This window comes from Bombilactobacillus bombi (assembly GCF_013607485.1).
GTDB lineage: Bacteria > Bacillota > Bacilli > Lactobacillales > Lactobacillaceae > Bombilactobacillus > Bombilactobacillus bombi_A.
Map to the genome: position 1 here is coordinate 1 of NZ_SCHP01000031.1, position 14192 is coordinate 14192.

At 36.7% G+C, this 14192-nt stretch carries 15 protein-coding genes; 2 read left to right on the forward strand and 13 right to left on the reverse strand.

The window, feature by feature from the left end; genetic code table 11:
- The coding region (locus EQ827_RS06230) for an MBL fold metallo-hydrolase (RefSeq protein WP_181190130.1) at positions 1-298 on the reverse strand (298 nt) is incomplete at its 3' end.
- Between the two features lie 27 nt (positions 299-325).
- Here EQ827_RS06230 and EQ827_RS06235 point away from each other — a divergent pair.
- The gene (locus EQ827_RS06235) at positions 326-757 is read left to right on the forward strand and encodes a hypothetical protein (RefSeq protein WP_181190131.1); all 432 of its coding nucleotides are present in this window, start codon (positions 326-328) and stop codon (positions 755-757) included.
- On the opposite strand, the gene EQ827_RS06240 is transcribed toward EQ827_RS06235, so the two are convergent.
- The 5 genes from EQ827_RS06240 to EQ827_RS06260 all read right to left on the reverse strand — a co-directional run bounded on the left by EQ827_RS06240 (position 747) and on the right by EQ827_RS06260 (position 5645).
- Positions 747-2753 carry a copper-translocating P-type ATPase gene (locus EQ827_RS06240; protein WP_258231809.1) on the reverse strand — a complete coding sequence of 669 codons (2007 nt, stop codon included), beginning with the start codon at positions 2751-2753 and terminating at the stop codon, positions 747-749. The two genes, EQ827_RS06235 and EQ827_RS06240, sit on opposite strands and share 11 nt — an antisense overlap.
- Positions 2750-3163 carry a CopY/TcrY family copper transport repressor gene (locus tag EQ827_RS06245; RefSeq protein WP_181190132.1) on the reverse strand — a complete coding sequence of 138 codons (414 nt, stop codon included), beginning with the start codon at positions 3161-3163 and terminating at the stop codon, positions 2750-2752. Before EQ827_RS06245 ends, EQ827_RS06240 begins: the two co-directional genes overlap by 4 nt.
- Before the next feature lie 157 nt (positions 3164-3320).
- Entirely contained in the window at positions 3321-5054 is a 1734-nt protein-coding gene (ptsP, locus tag EQ827_RS06250) for a phosphoenolpyruvate--protein phosphotransferase (protein ID WP_181190133.1), read from the reverse strand.
- A complete protein-coding gene (locus EQ827_RS06255; protein ID WP_181190134.1) occupies positions 5054-5320 on the reverse strand; it encodes a phosphocarrier protein HPr in 267 nt (88 codons plus the stop codon). Before EQ827_RS06255 ends, ptsP begins: the two co-directional genes overlap by 1 nt.
- A 139-nt stretch (positions 5321-5459) precedes the next feature.
- Positions 5460-5645: a hypothetical protein gene (locus EQ827_RS06260; RefSeq protein WP_181190135.1), complete on the reverse strand. Its 186-nt coding sequence runs from the start codon at positions 5643-5645 to the stop codon at positions 5460-5462.
- A gap of 285 nt (positions 5646-5930) precedes the next feature.
- On the opposite strand from EQ827_RS06260, the gene EQ827_RS06265 reads away from it, so the two are divergent.
- Positions 5931-8117 (forward strand): ATP-dependent Clp protease ATP-binding subunit, encoded by a 2187-nt coding sequence (locus EQ827_RS06265; protein ID WP_181190136.1) that lies wholly within the window; start codon positions 5931-5933, stop codon positions 8115-8117.
- A 269-nt stretch (positions 8118-8386) separates the two neighbouring features.
- Here EQ827_RS06265 and EQ827_RS06270 read toward each other — a convergent pair whose 3' ends face one another.
- The 7 genes from EQ827_RS06270 to EQ827_RS06300 form a co-directional block, all read right to left on the reverse strand.
- A complete protein-coding gene (locus tag EQ827_RS06270; protein ID WP_181190137.1) occupies positions 8387-9751 on the reverse strand; it encodes an FtsX-like permease family protein in 1365 nt (454 codons plus the stop codon).
- Positions 9752-9755: 4 nt separating this feature from the next.
- The gene (locus tag EQ827_RS06275; RefSeq protein WP_181190138.1) at positions 9756-10478 is read right to left on the reverse strand and encodes an ABC transporter ATP-binding protein; all 723 of its coding nucleotides are present in this window, start codon (positions 10476-10478) and stop codon (positions 9756-9758) included.
- A gap of 9 nt (positions 10479-10487) precedes the next feature.
- Positions 10488-11312: a DUF4097 family beta strand repeat-containing protein gene (locus tag EQ827_RS06280; protein ID WP_181190139.1), complete on the reverse strand. Its 825-nt coding sequence runs from the start codon at positions 11310-11312 to the stop codon at positions 10488-10490.
- 75 nt (positions 11313-11387) lie between these two features.
- Positions 11388-12152, reverse strand: a complete 765-nt coding sequence (locus EQ827_RS06285; protein WP_181190140.1) for an ABC transporter permease — start codon at positions 12150-12152, stop codon at positions 11388-11390.
- A 24-nt stretch (positions 12153-12176) separates the two neighbouring features.
- Positions 12177-12932, reverse strand: coding sequence for an ABC transporter permease (locus tag EQ827_RS06290; protein ID WP_181190141.1), 756 nt, complete (start codon positions 12930-12932; stop codon positions 12177-12179).
- Positions 12922-13809 carry an ABC transporter ATP-binding protein gene (locus tag EQ827_RS06295; RefSeq protein WP_181190142.1) on the reverse strand — a complete coding sequence of 296 codons (888 nt, stop codon included), beginning with the start codon at positions 13807-13809 and terminating at the stop codon, positions 12922-12924. The genes EQ827_RS06290 and EQ827_RS06295 overlap by 11 nt, the downstream gene beginning before the upstream one ends.
- Positions 13810-13867: 58 nt before the next feature.
- Entirely contained in the window at positions 13868-14182 is a 315-nt protein-coding gene (locus EQ827_RS06300) for a PadR family transcriptional regulator (RefSeq protein ID WP_181190143.1), read from the reverse strand.
- Positions 14183-14192: the final 10 nt, after the last annotated feature.

A 14192-nucleotide genomic window follows, 5' to 3' on the forward strand; every position in this document is an offset into this window, starting at 1 on the left:
TATAAGAGACAGGATCTTGTGTATGACCATAAATCGGCAGCTCTAAATGTTTTTTGGAGCCGCTTTTGAGCTGCCAATAATATTGCAGTACACCTAAATCTGCCGTATGATCATGGTGATAGTGGGTTAATAAGACCGCATCTAATTGTAACGGATCCAAAACACTTTCTAAGCTGTTTAATACCCCACTGCCGCAATCTAATAAGAGATTAAAGCCCTGGTCTTGTAATAAATAACCACTAGTACCTTGACCGCGATATGAATAGCCGCCATAATAACCTAAAACTGTTAATTTCATCGAATTCACCTCATTAGGAGCTTAATTATGTTTGATTTAATCATTAATTTGGGTACTAAAGAATTTTTGCGTTCTTATATTAATCAAAATAGTCTTTTTGCTTATAATATTCAACATCACCAAGACTATGTTTTACTACAATTTAATCAATCCCCGCAGCTACAAGCTGCTAGCTGTTGGAAACTTATTAAACAAGCACCACATCTTCCAATAATGAAAAACGAATTTTATTTAATTTATTTAAATTTAAATCTGGACAATCAAAAGCTGTTGATTAGCCAACAAAGCCGACTGCCTAGCCAAGCTAGCCTATATCAACGCACTAATTATCAGCAAGTATTATTATTAACTGCAGATAAGAGTATTTTAGAAAAAGTAGCCGATATACTCTTATTAACTGTTGAACAACTGCAAGCAGCGGTGATTCATTATCACTTAGATAATGAAATTAAATCTTGAGTAAAGAGGCATTTACAGCCACAATAATTGTGGATAAAGTCATCAAAATGGCTCCAACTGCGGGATTTAAAATGATGCCTGCAAAAGCAAATAAGCCACTGGCTAATGGTAAAGCTACAATATTATAGCCGGCTCCCCACCAGAGATTTTGGATTGTTTTGCGATGGGTGTTTTTGGCTAAATGTAAAAATTTTATGATGTCTAAAGGTTCGCTATCAACTAAAATAACATCAGCAGCATCCATCGCAATATCAGTTCCGGCACCGATAGCGACACCAATGTCAGCTTGTGCTAAACTAGGAGCATCATTGATTCCGTCACCAACCATCATGACTTTATGACCTTGGGCCTGCAATTTTAAAATTTCAGTTTGTTTATCTTGAGGTAATAATTGTGCCTTAAAATCATCAATGCCTAATTGGCTAGCCACTTCGGCAGCGACAGCTTGATTATCTCCGGTAAGCATGATGGGAGTAATATTCTGCTGCTTTAACTGGGTAATTAATTGTTGTGCTGTGGGCTTGAGTTGGTCGCCAACACTTAAATAACCACATACCTGTTGATTTTTGACTAAATAACTAGTTGTCAAGGGCATTGTCAAAGGATCTGGAAGTTTAATGTCTTTAGCTGCTACGGCTTGACGATTTAACAATTGATATTCTTCATCTTTGACTATGCCTTTGATTCCTTGGCCAGTAATCGTCGTTACCTGTTTTGCTGGTAAAGGCGTAATTTTTTGGTCTTGAAGATACTGCTGAACACTTTGCGCAATAGGATGATTAGAATCTTGTTCCAATGAACCTATAATTTGTCGAACATCCTGGTCACTTAAATCCTTAACCAAAGAACGACATTGTTGGACTTGAAAATTGCCCGCTGTTAAAGTGCCAGTTTTATCCAATAATACATAATCAATTTTCGGGCTAATATCAATGACTTTCCGATTACGAATTAAGAGCCCATTTTGAGAACTTAAAGACATACTGCGCGTATTAACTAATGGAATTGCTAAACCCAACGCATGAGGACAAGCAATTACTAAGACTGTTACCAATCGCTGCAGTCCGGTAGTTAAATCAATCAAACTAGTCCATACAATAAAAGTTATAATTCCAATAACCACAGCCGCATAAAACAGCCATCCGGAAACACGATCAGCTAAGGTTTCTAGGCGCGATTTTTGCGACTGCGCATTATGAACTAAATGTAAAATATTAGCCAAAAAACCGCTTTTAACGCTTTGGGTTGCTTGAACCACGAGGGTCTGATCGCCATTAATTGCGCCCCCAATCACCGCATCGGCGACTGTTTTAGCCACAGTACGGCTTTCTCCAGTTACTAACGACTCATTAAGAGTACTGCTTCCGGAAATTATGGTACCATCTAGGGGCACAGCTTCGCCTGCCCGTACTACAAAGCGATCACCAATTTTCACCTTATTTAAGTCGACCTCTTGAATTTTTTCGCCTTTTTGTAGATGCACCTTATCGGGCAATAATGAGGCCAAGTCTGTCAATGAATTTTGTGCCGACATCAATGATTTCATCTCTAGCCAATGGCCTAACAGCATAATTAAAATCAATGTCGCCAATTCCCAAAAGAAATCCATTTCAATATTGGTATTGTGCAGTACATCCCTTTGAATAAAAGCATATATACTATAAACATAAGCCGTGGTAATACCCAAAGAAATTAAGGTCATCATTTCAGGATGATGATTTTTTAATTCTGCCACTGCTCCCTTTAAAAAGATTGCGCCTCCATAAAAGAATAGCGCTGTGGCAAAAATCACAACAACAATTTCAGAACCCGGAAACTGAAATTGAAAGGGTAAGCTTTTTCCCATTGCTGGCGCTAGAAAAAGAATCGGAACGGCCAAAATTAACGAAGTCCAAAATTTTTGTTTTAAATTTCCCATATCCATCATTTGACCACCATGCATCATTGAATGATGCTGTGACGATGAATTCATAGACATATGTTCTTGATTATTCAACACTGCTCTCCTCCTAACAAACAATTGCAGGCAATCTGAGTAGGAGCATGCTGAGCCTTATACTCCAAGAGTGTCTGGATTTTTTGAATATCACTTTGTGTTAGAGGTGTCTGTTCTAATAAATTGAACAAAGTTTGCCCCCTTTTCATGGCACACAAGTGGCTAAATAAAGCATCGGCGGCATGATTCATGGTAGCTTCCTCTTTAACCAGGGGATAATAAACAAAAGGCCGCTGTTGGCGATGAGCAGCCAAACAATTCTTTTTTATCAAGCGGCCAATGAGAGTCTTGATCGTCGCTGGACGCCAATGATATTGTTGTAAATTGGCAATGATTTCTTGAGCGGTTGCTTGTTTCAATGTCCAGACTACCCGCATAACTTCCCATTCGGCATTGGAAATTTCTTCCATAAATTACACCTCTTTTAACTATAAGATTAACTTAAATTTACAATTGTAAACATAGAATGTCAATCCTTAGACCTCATAAATTGCCCCTAATACTTGATAATAAAAAAACCGTAAAGGTTAATTCCCTTACGGATTGATCGTAAATAACAGCCTAGCATTAATGTTTATGCTGAGCTATAAACTCACTGACTAATTTTTTATTATCATCATTAGTTAAAGAAACATTTAAAGCTTGATCAACTAGTGGTTTTAATTCTTCTGTGCTTAGATGTTTCATCAAAGAACGCACCTTCAAAATTGAGGTAGCACTCATCGAATATTCATCTAAGCCCATACCCATTAATAATGGTGCCATTACAGGATCTCCAGCAGCTTCACCACACATACCAACCCATTTACCTTCTTGATGAGCTGAATCAATCACATGCTTAATCAAGCGCAAAATTGAAGGATTGTAAGGCTGATACAAATAAGAAACGCGATCGTTACCACGGTCAGCTGCCATTGTATATTGAATTAAGTCATTTGTCCCAATACTAAAGAAATCAACTTCTTTAGCAAATTGATCTGCTAGCACTGCTGCTGCTGGAACTTCCATCATGATACCAACTTGAACATTGACATCATAATCAATTCCTTGTTCCTTAAGCTTGTCCATTTCTTCCAGCAAAATTGCTTTTGCTTGACGAAATTCTTGCAATGTCCCAATCATTGGGAACATAATCCTTAATTTACCAAAAGCAGAAGCACGTAACAACGCCCGAAGCTGTGTCCGGAAAATATCTTGCCGATCTAAGCTAATTCGAATTGCCCGATAGCCCAAGAAGGGGTTCATTTCTTCTGGTAAAGGTAGATATGGTAAATGCTTGTCGCCACCAATATCCATCGTCCGAACAACTACTGGTTTGCCCTTCATACCTTCCAAAACTTCTTTGTAAGCTTGGAATTGGTCTTCTTCTGTTGGCAATTCAGCAGAATCCATATATAAGAATTCCGTCCGATATAAACCAATAGCTTCAGCACCATTAGCAGTGACTCCTGCTAAATCTTTTGGGGTACCAATATTAGCAGCAATGTCAAAATGTTTGCCATCAGCTGTTACAGTTGCCGCATCTTTTAGTTTAGCCCATTCAGCTTTTTGAGCAGCATATTCTTGAGCTAACTTTTGGTAGTGTTCAATATCACTCGAACTAGGTTCAATAACAGCTTCACCATCAACACCATCAATGATTAGAGTTTCACCAGCTTGAACGTCTTGAGTGACAGTATCAGTACCTACAATAGCAGGAATTTCTAACGAACGTGCCATAATAGCCGAGTGCGCTGTCCGTCCACCAACATCAGTCACAAATGCTTTGACGTATTTCTTATTGAGTTGCGCTGTATCACTAGGAGTCAAATCATGAGCCACAATAATAACCTCATGATCAATCAAAGCGGGATTTGGCAATTCCACTCCTAATAAGTGGCTCATAATCCGTTTAGTAACATCACGAACATCCGCAGCCCGCTCTTGCATATATTTATTATCAGTCATAGCTTCAAACATTGCCACAAACTTATCTGCAACTTCTTTAAGAGCTTGTTCAGCATTGATTTTTTGCTCTTGGATTTGTTTTTCAACTTCGCCAGTAAATTCTGGATCTGCCAAAATCATCTTATGAGCATCAAAAACTTGTGCTTCTTCTTCACCTAAAGATTTTTGTGCAATATCACGAATTGTAGTTAATTCATCATCAGACTTTTTAATTGCTTTTTGTAAGCGTTGAATTTCGGCGTCGACATCGTTTACTGAAGATTTCTTAAAGGAAAGATCAGGTTCAACTAATAAATATGCCGGCGCTGTTGCAAATCCGTCACTTGCAGCAATTCCCTTTAAGGTTTTAGTCATTATTCTGAAAGACCTTCCTTTGTCATGGTTTCTGAAATTGCAGCCATTGCATCACTAGCATCATCGCCATCAGCAGTAATGGTTACATCAGCACCTTGACCAACACCAAGAGACATAACACCCATAATTGATTTTAAGTTAACAGTTTTGCCAGAATATTCTAAGTTAATATCAGAACTGAATTTGCTAGCAGTTTGAACTAACATTGTTGCTGGACGTGCATGTATTCCTGTTTCTGCGATTACATGAAAATCTTTCTTTTCCATTTTAAAAACCTCACTTTAAATAAAAATAATTTTCATACTTTAATGAAAAGATTAACTTAACATCAAATTTAACATTACCATTATTCAAAAAACATGGCAAGTTTTTAGATAAAAAAACTTTAAAGATTCCTACATCCTTCTAGGTGTTTCCGTTTTCAGAAAAGTGATAGATAATTTTTCCATCATGGAAAGCAGTTCCGACAATTTGTTTGTGTTGGGGACAGGCCAGCCAGGCTTGATTGAAAGCGAAAAAATCCGCTTCATTCACAGTGATTTGTTCAATTTTACCAGCAATTAGTTCTTGCAGCTTCGTTGTAAAATCCATCGCCTCAACTCCTAATTCGTTTTCTACTATTATATTATATTTCAGCTAATTTTGCAGGAGCAGAAATATTTAATAAAAAATTCAGTACTTAGCACTTGCATGTATCGAGTGCTAATCGTATAATAACAATTGTACTAAATGATTAGTACTCTGCATGATTCACAAGTAAGCCAATTACTTGATGAAACTGTGATTTTACATTTATTCTAATTTACATTCCTCACAGTCGTATTTTCCCATGTAATCAACTTACTAATTTAGAAAAAGAAAGGTGGAATCGTGTTAATGCTTTGTCAAAATTGTCATAAAAATGAAGCAACTATCCATCTCTATACTAGTGTTAACGGTCGACGCGCAGAAGTTAATCTCTGCCAAAACTGTTATCAAAAATTAAGAGAACAACAAGGCCAAGGCGCCAACTCAATGATGTACAATGATCCCTTCGGATTCGGTGATTTAAGTGAGCTTTTTGGCTCAATTGATCCTCAGCAAGCAGCTTTGAGGCGTGGGCAAGAAGTTCCCAGTCAAACGGCTCAAGGCGGTGGCCATCGTCGAGGCGGCAATGGTATCTTAGACCAGTACGGTGTGGATTTAACCGCCCAAGCAAAAGCTGGTAAAATTGACCCCGTAATTGGCCGTGATCAAGAAATTTCTCGTGTTATTGAAATTTTAAATCGCAGAACTAAAAATAATCCTGTTTTAATTGGTGAAGCTGGTGTCGGTAAAACAGCGGTTGTTGAAGGTTTGGCTCAAAAGATTGTTGATAGCCAAGTTCCGGAAAAATTACAAAATAAACGTGTTATACGTTTAGATGTAGTGTCCCTAGTTCAAGGAACTGGTGTGCGAGGACAATTTGAACAACGTATGCAACAATTAATTAAGGAACTACATCAAAATAAGAATATTATCTTATTCATTGATGAAATTCATGAAATTGTTGGTGCTGGTAATGCCGAAGGCGGTATGGATGCTGGTAATGTCTTAAAGCCAGCCTTAGCTCGGGGTGAATTGCAACTAGTTGGTGCAACTACCTTTAATGAATATCGTCAAATCGAAAAAGACTCTGCCCTTGCCCGTAGATTGCAGCCAGTAGAAGTCAATGAACCTAGTGTCGAGCAGACTTTGGAAATTCTCAAGGGTATTCAGCCTAAATATGAAAATTATCACCATGTTAAATATACTGCTGATGCCATTGAAGCAGCTGCAACTTTGTCTAACCGCTACATTCAAGATCGTTTCTTACCTGATAAAGCCATTGATTTATTGGATGAATCTGGTTCTCGTAAGAATTTAACCTTGAATCCTATCGATCCTAAAGATGTACAAAAGAAAATTGATGAAGCGGAATCACAAAAGCAAGCTGCTCTCAAACAAGAAGATTACGAAAAAGCCGCTTTTTATCGTGATCAAGTTAAGAAATTTGAAGCAATGCGTGACAACAAAGTCGATACTGAAAAAGAACCAACCGTAACTGAAAAAGATATCGAAAAAATTGTTGAAGAAAAAACTAATATCCCAGTCGGTGAATTGAAGTCCCAAGAACAAGAACAATTGCGGAATCTAACTCCAGCTTTAGAAGCTCATGTTATCGGTCAAGAAAATGCCGTTCAACAAGTCAGTCGAGCAATTCGTCGCAATCGGGTGGGCTTTAATAAAACTGGCCGCCCAATTGGTTCCTTCCTCTTTGTGGGACCAACTGGTGTAGGTAAAACTGAACTAGCTAAACAATTAGCGCGGCAATTATTTGGCAGCAAGGATGCCATGATTCGTTTTGACATGTCGGAATACATGGAAAAACACAGCGTCTCTAAATTAATTGGTTCTCCTCCAGGGTATGTTGGTTATGAAGAAGCTGGTCAATTAACTGAAAAAGTTCGGCGTCATCCTTACAGCTTAATTCTGCTGGATGAAATTGAAAAAGCTCATCCTGATGTAATGCATATGTTCCTTCAGATTATGGATGATGGTCGTTTAACCGATTCACAAGGTCGAACTGTCAGCTTCAAAGATACTATTATTATTATGACTTCTAATGCTGGTCAAGGCACAACAGAAGCTAGTGTGGGCTTTGGTGCCGAGGCTAGTGGCACAACGAACTCAGTTATTGATAAATTGGGTAATTTCTTTAAGCCAGAATTCTTGAACCGTTTCGATGGCATTATCGAATTCAAGCCATTAGAAAAAGATAGTTTATTAAAAATTGTTGACCTCATGATTGATGATACCAATAAGATGATTGCTGATCAAAACTTAGATATCACCGTTACTCCTGCTGCTAAAGAAAAGATTGTTGATTTAGGTTATAATCCAAGTATGGGAGCACGTCCATTACGGCGGGTAATTCAAGATCAAATTGAAGATAAGGTAGCTGATTACTATTTAGATCATCCAGATAGTCAGCATCTAAAAGCTGATATTCAAGATGATAAAATTGTGATTAGTGCAGACGCTGATCCTAATAAAACGGAATAAAACCTAGACCCGTTGCAATTAGAAACACAGGGAACTTAAAAAGTGATTGGGATGATAATTGTCCCAATCACTTTTTTGTACATATTGTAGCTGTTATACTGAAGCAACTAATTTTAAGAGTCAAAAAATGCCTCAACACTTGGGCTTTCAGCACAAATGAACCTTAGCCAAGGATATTTTTCACAATGAAAAATATCATGATTTAGAAGTTTATTATCAATCAATTAATAAATTTAAATCAAAACTAATATTTTCTGACTAGTTTGCCCTCATTGATTGACATGATAGATATGTAGTATATCGATAACAGCCACAAATAAAAATGCTAAAAATCCACATAACATTGGCAAAATAAAAATTGAGCCCCAATTATCTCTTACAACAACTCCCGTATTCTGAGCTGCTCTAATAATTGCCTTAAATAAAAAGATGTTATTAACCACTCCTACTGCAAAAATCAAAAGTGCGTATAAACTCGCTTCCCAATATTTTTCGCATAGTAAGTCTTTTAAAGAAAAACCTAACATCTGTAACTGATGAAGATTGGAATTACGTTCTGCACTTGAAATAACAGTAATTGAAATTGCATTTGCAAGAATTACTAAAAAAGGAGCTCCTAAAAAAATAGCTAAAGTACCTAATAAACCTCTTAGACTACGTCTAGAGGCAATACCGGCTAAATCAATTGCCAAATAAGCAAAAAATGAACATAACAATGACAAAATAAATAATGGTACAATAACTGACCTCAAAAAATCATTTTTACTTAGAACATTCCAATAAGCAGTTGTAAATGTTTTTAAGGGTTGTTTCATAAACAATTTACTAATTAATTTTGTTAAAAAAGGCAAACTAAATGAGGCTGTCAAACTAAAAAGAATAATAGTTACGAACGTCATTCCTAAAAATAAAGGTGTATATAAACTTGCTAGTGATGCCTTGTTTGATCCTAATAACAGCCGTAAAGCCTGGGGTTGGATAAAAAACAAGTGATAAAGATATATCAACCCACCCAAACTAATTAAACTTACTATCCATTTAATTGGTGACATGCCCCATTTTCTTAAATTAGACCAATGCTGGCTCTGATTTTGGGCTGAGTAAAAAATTTTATGTGCTGCAAAAAAGCTCATTATGCCACTAATTGTTCCAATACTTAATAAAGTTATCAATAAAGATAAAGTTGAAAAATGAAATGCCATAGAAGGAAATTGCTGCATTCCCGGCGAAGTCCGTACCCATGAATATAAATGAACTACAACTGGATAAGAGCAAAGATACCCGAAAGCTCCCCCTACTATACTAATAAGTACCATTTGACTACTAATTATTCTAGCTAATTGGCTAGGATTAGCACCCAAAACTGCCCATAGAGAATATTCTTTTTTAAAACTATTAATTAACAAGCGAGTCATACCTTTGATAATAAGAATCAACGTTACTACACCAAAGATAGTAGGCATCAGAAATAATTCCACCGGATTGAAATTTCCATAATTCAAATGTTCCTGAATTGTCGAAAAGCTTCCAATTGCAGTAAAACCTAAAAACAATCCTGCAGTTATAAAAACAAATAAAGTTCCTAGCCACTTTTTCCAAGAATGTTTAAATTGCCACCAAATTAAAACTAACATCATTTCATCTCATTTCCATTGCTGTCAATAACTGCTGTGCGGTTGGTTTTTTCAAGTCTTGTTGAATAATACCATCTTTTAAAGTAATAGTTCGATCAGTTCTAGTGGCTAGGTCAATATCATGAGTTACCATCACTACACAAGCACCATCATCTGCTAATTTGCGTAATAATTGAAAGATAATTTCTTTGGAAACTGAATCTACCGCTCCTGTTGGTTCATCTGCAAAAATAATCTTTGCCTGTGTTAATAAGACACGAGCAATTGCTACTTTTTGCTTCTCACCTCCAGATAAATTGGTGACAAAACTGTTTAAGTCAGCAGCAAAATTCATTTGGTCTAATAATTGTCGCACTACTCGGCGTTTAATTTTTTTACCAGCTAAACGTAAAGGCAGTACAATATTTTCAAACACTGGTAGAGCAGGAATCAAATTATAAGATTGAAAGATAAAACCAATCTCTTGGCGACGCATTTGTGCTAATCGAGATGGTCGCAAATGATAAGGATTAACACCATTAATTAAAACTTGACCACTAGTCGGTTGCGTTAAGCCAGACATACAATTTAATAATGTTGATTTTCCACTGCCTGATGGTCCTACAATACTAAGAAATTCTTGGGTAGAAGCTGATAATGAAATTCCCTTCAAAACTTGCGTAACTTTTTTTGCACCCAAAGAAAATTTTTGAGTAACATTATTAACAATAATTATTTTGCTCTTCATGTTATGCCTCTATTTCACTGTTAAATGTAAATCATCACCGACTATATGGAGACTATTTTTGCTGTTTTTGTAATGACTGAAATGTTTATCACCATCAATATCTTTACCATAATAAGAACCAGAAATATCGCTGCCTATAAAGTGGTAACTTAAATCCTTGTTAACATCTTGCAAACTCAGCTGTAAATCGTCGCTGACAATCCGACTTTTACCTAATAATTGACTTTGCTTAATTTTGACGTCACCTTCATCACAAGCCATGGTTAAATGTCTTAATTTACATTTATCAAGGGTAACTTTTCCAGTATCAAAGGCTAAACGAATTTTTTGTAAGTCACAGTTTTGCATGGCGATATGGCCTGAATCTGTTGCTGCATAACTAGATTGGGTCAATTGTAGATTTTTGAACACCAAGTTACCGCTATCTAAGGTTAATTTGACAGCTTTTAGAGCCGCTTTATTTGGGACTGTAATAACAATCCTTGCACTATGAGCTGGTATCGAATGTGCATGATGCTGTGTCCATTGCCGAATAACTAAATTCTGTTGATATTTTTTGACTACAATCGGTTTAGAGGCATTGTTTTGCACTTGCACTTGATATTTATCTCCTGTTTGCACAGTGATATCCGCTTGATCTACGGATAAATTAATAAATTTAAATTTCTGTCCCACTTGGTAGGCAGGGTATTTTTGAAATTGCTTTTTGGTCAAACGCTGACCTAAAGGACTCTGCTCAGCTTTTAAATGTTTTTGATTTGTAAAACCAGCAATTCCTACTGCCATAATACCTATTAGTATTACTGATAAAATAGTCCAAAAATATTTTTTCATTGCTTACTCCTAATCTAAACATGCTAACCTTAAATCTGATTGGTCAACAGTAATGTTTATTTATTATTATTGTTTTTAAAAACGTTTCTGGCGAAATACCAAGTATCCAAGGATAAAGAAGACGGCAATATATCCTAGTGAGCCATTAAGAATTTGACTATTATTCAGATGAGTTGTTTGAACATACATCGAGTAATTACAAAACTGTCTAGTCAATTCCATCATGTTCAGCGGATTCCATTTCATCAAATTGATAAACCTATTCGAATTTAACAAATCACTGGAAACAGCTTGCCCCATGAAAACCAACAGAAAGCCAACAGTAACTACAATTGCATTGTTATTAATCAAGCATGACAATAAGAATATCAGCGTAATAACTAACATCGTAGTTACCAGATCAATCGTTGTTGCCTGCAACATGTTTTTCCAAACAGGCTGGCCGTATAAGTAAGTCGCTGTCCACTTTACGTTTGTCCTAAATAAGGTATAATGCAAAAACACAGTATAGATAAGTGCCAAAAGATGTAAAAAGACGTCATAGATAAACAGAACAATGTACTTTGACAAATAGACATTAACCTTGTTAGCAGCCTTATAAAGCAAGGTTAAGATAGCATTGTTTTGAAATTCCATGGAAAAAGTGGTAGCGCCGACCACTACTAAAATGAACATAATCCAATCGGGTGCATCAAAACAAAGCGCAAGCAAGAGCTTATTTTCTTCAGCACTCAACGAATATCCTGCTAAGATCATTAGCGCAAGCAAGATAATTGGCGCAATCCATGCAATTTTTTTGTGGTTCAACTTATAAAATTCTTGTTTAATACTGTAGAGCATATTTTTAACGCTCCCTTCTGTCGTCTAAACCCGGCGATGCTTGAACAAATAGTACCCCAGGACTGCAAAGAAGATACTGTAAATAATTGTGGCCACCACCAACTGCACATCAGTTAGGTTAGACTTGAGACTAATCGAGCTTCTAGTTAGCTGCTGAGAGATAAAAATTAGACTAAGTGGGTTCCACTTGGTGAGTCCAATCAGTGATGGCAGAGCTGTCATCAAGCCACTGGAAAAACTAGCACCAAAAAAGGCCAAAGATAGTCCCACGCAGATTACAACTGCATTGACTTTAACCAGCATAATCAGCATGAATGACAGTCCAACAATAAATAAAGAATAGATGACGACACCCGCCATGTTTAGCAGCAGGTCTACCCATAGTGCATGTTCTTGAAAGTTAGCACTCCAGCTGAATTCACCAGGTACAAGAAGCAGCTTCAATACTAAAGTAAATAAAATAGCGACCACTGTCAAAATGAGACCATAGATTACAACAACTAGGAATTTGGCCAGATAAATCTTAATTTTACTGGAATGCTTATACATCAACATGATGATAGTATTGTTAGTATATTCCATAGCAAAGAAAGCTGAACCGACGGCAATTAGAATAATGGGGATCCATTCGATGGACCCAAAGCCAACGGCTAACATACTCTTGGTAATATTTTTCGTTAATACACTGTAAATCATTAAGAGCAGCATGGTCACTAACCCATATAAGGCAATTTTTTGATGATAAAACTTAAAGATTTCTTCTTTGAGACTAGTGCGCATCGTTCTTACCTCTTTCTCGGTCTAAAATATTGACGATAATATTCTCAAAGTTAGCTTCCAATGGCAACATTTCCTGCAGGTGTAATCTATTCTTAAATAATTCATCCTGAATAGTAAAGATATCCTTTTGGCGCACAACCAGGTAGTCATCCTTAGGGGTAAAAGAAATCTTCTGCTTTTGCAAAATTTGCATTGCACATGGGTTGTCTTCTGTGATTACCTTATAGTTTTGCCGACTGACCCGATTAAATTCAGCAGTTGATTGGTTGATAATGATTTTACCTGCATTAATCAGCACCACTTGGTTCATTACCTTCTGCAGCTCACTTAAAACGTGACTTGAAATAAGAAAAGCGGTTCCCTGTTCAGCATAGTGTTTGATTAATTTGCGTACGCTAATGGTGGCTTCGATATCTAGGCCGTTCATCGGTTCATCAAGAATCACTAGTTGGGGCTGATTAAGCAAAGCAATCGCAATACCCAGTTTTTGCTTCATTCCTAAAGAATAACCCTTGGCCTTGGTATTGATATAAGAATCCATCTCTAAAGTTGAAGTTAATTGAACCATGTCACCTTTGTCACGAGCGTATAATTCCAAATTTTGTAGACCTGTTAAAAAAGGATAGATCGCTGGATGTTCAATTAAGGCTCCCACATTTGCTAAGGCTAAATGATTATTTTCAGTTACTGTTTGATTGGCCACTAAAATATTGCCCTTAAATTTGGTTAAACCCAGGATAGTCTTCATAATAGTGGTTTTGCCAGCACCATTAGGCCCCACTAAGCCTACAATCGCACCTGCTGGTACTTGAAATGAAACATCTTTAATGATTTTTTTATGACCAATAAAGACATCTATATCTTTAACCTTTAACATCAAGCTTCCTCCTTTATTAATCTTCATAATCTACAGTATTAATTGAAGCTACTATTTGTTATCCATCCCCCTGCCCTAAAGCCTGGTTAACCTTTTGATAAAAGTCTTGCCATTCAGCCATAATTGTCTTAAGTCGCTGCCGGCCTAAATCAGTTAATTGATAATAACGGCGATTACGTCCTTGAAAGGGCTGATCATACGTAGTTAAATACTGCTTTTTCTTTAAACGCCGGAGAACTGGATAAATAGTAGATTCTGAAATATCAAATACCGTTTGTACCTGCTGGGTTAATGAATATCCATATAAATCATCGTGTTTTAAGGCTGATAGAACCACTCCCTCTAATAATTCCGCAGAAATTTGAATTGCCATTAGTCCACCT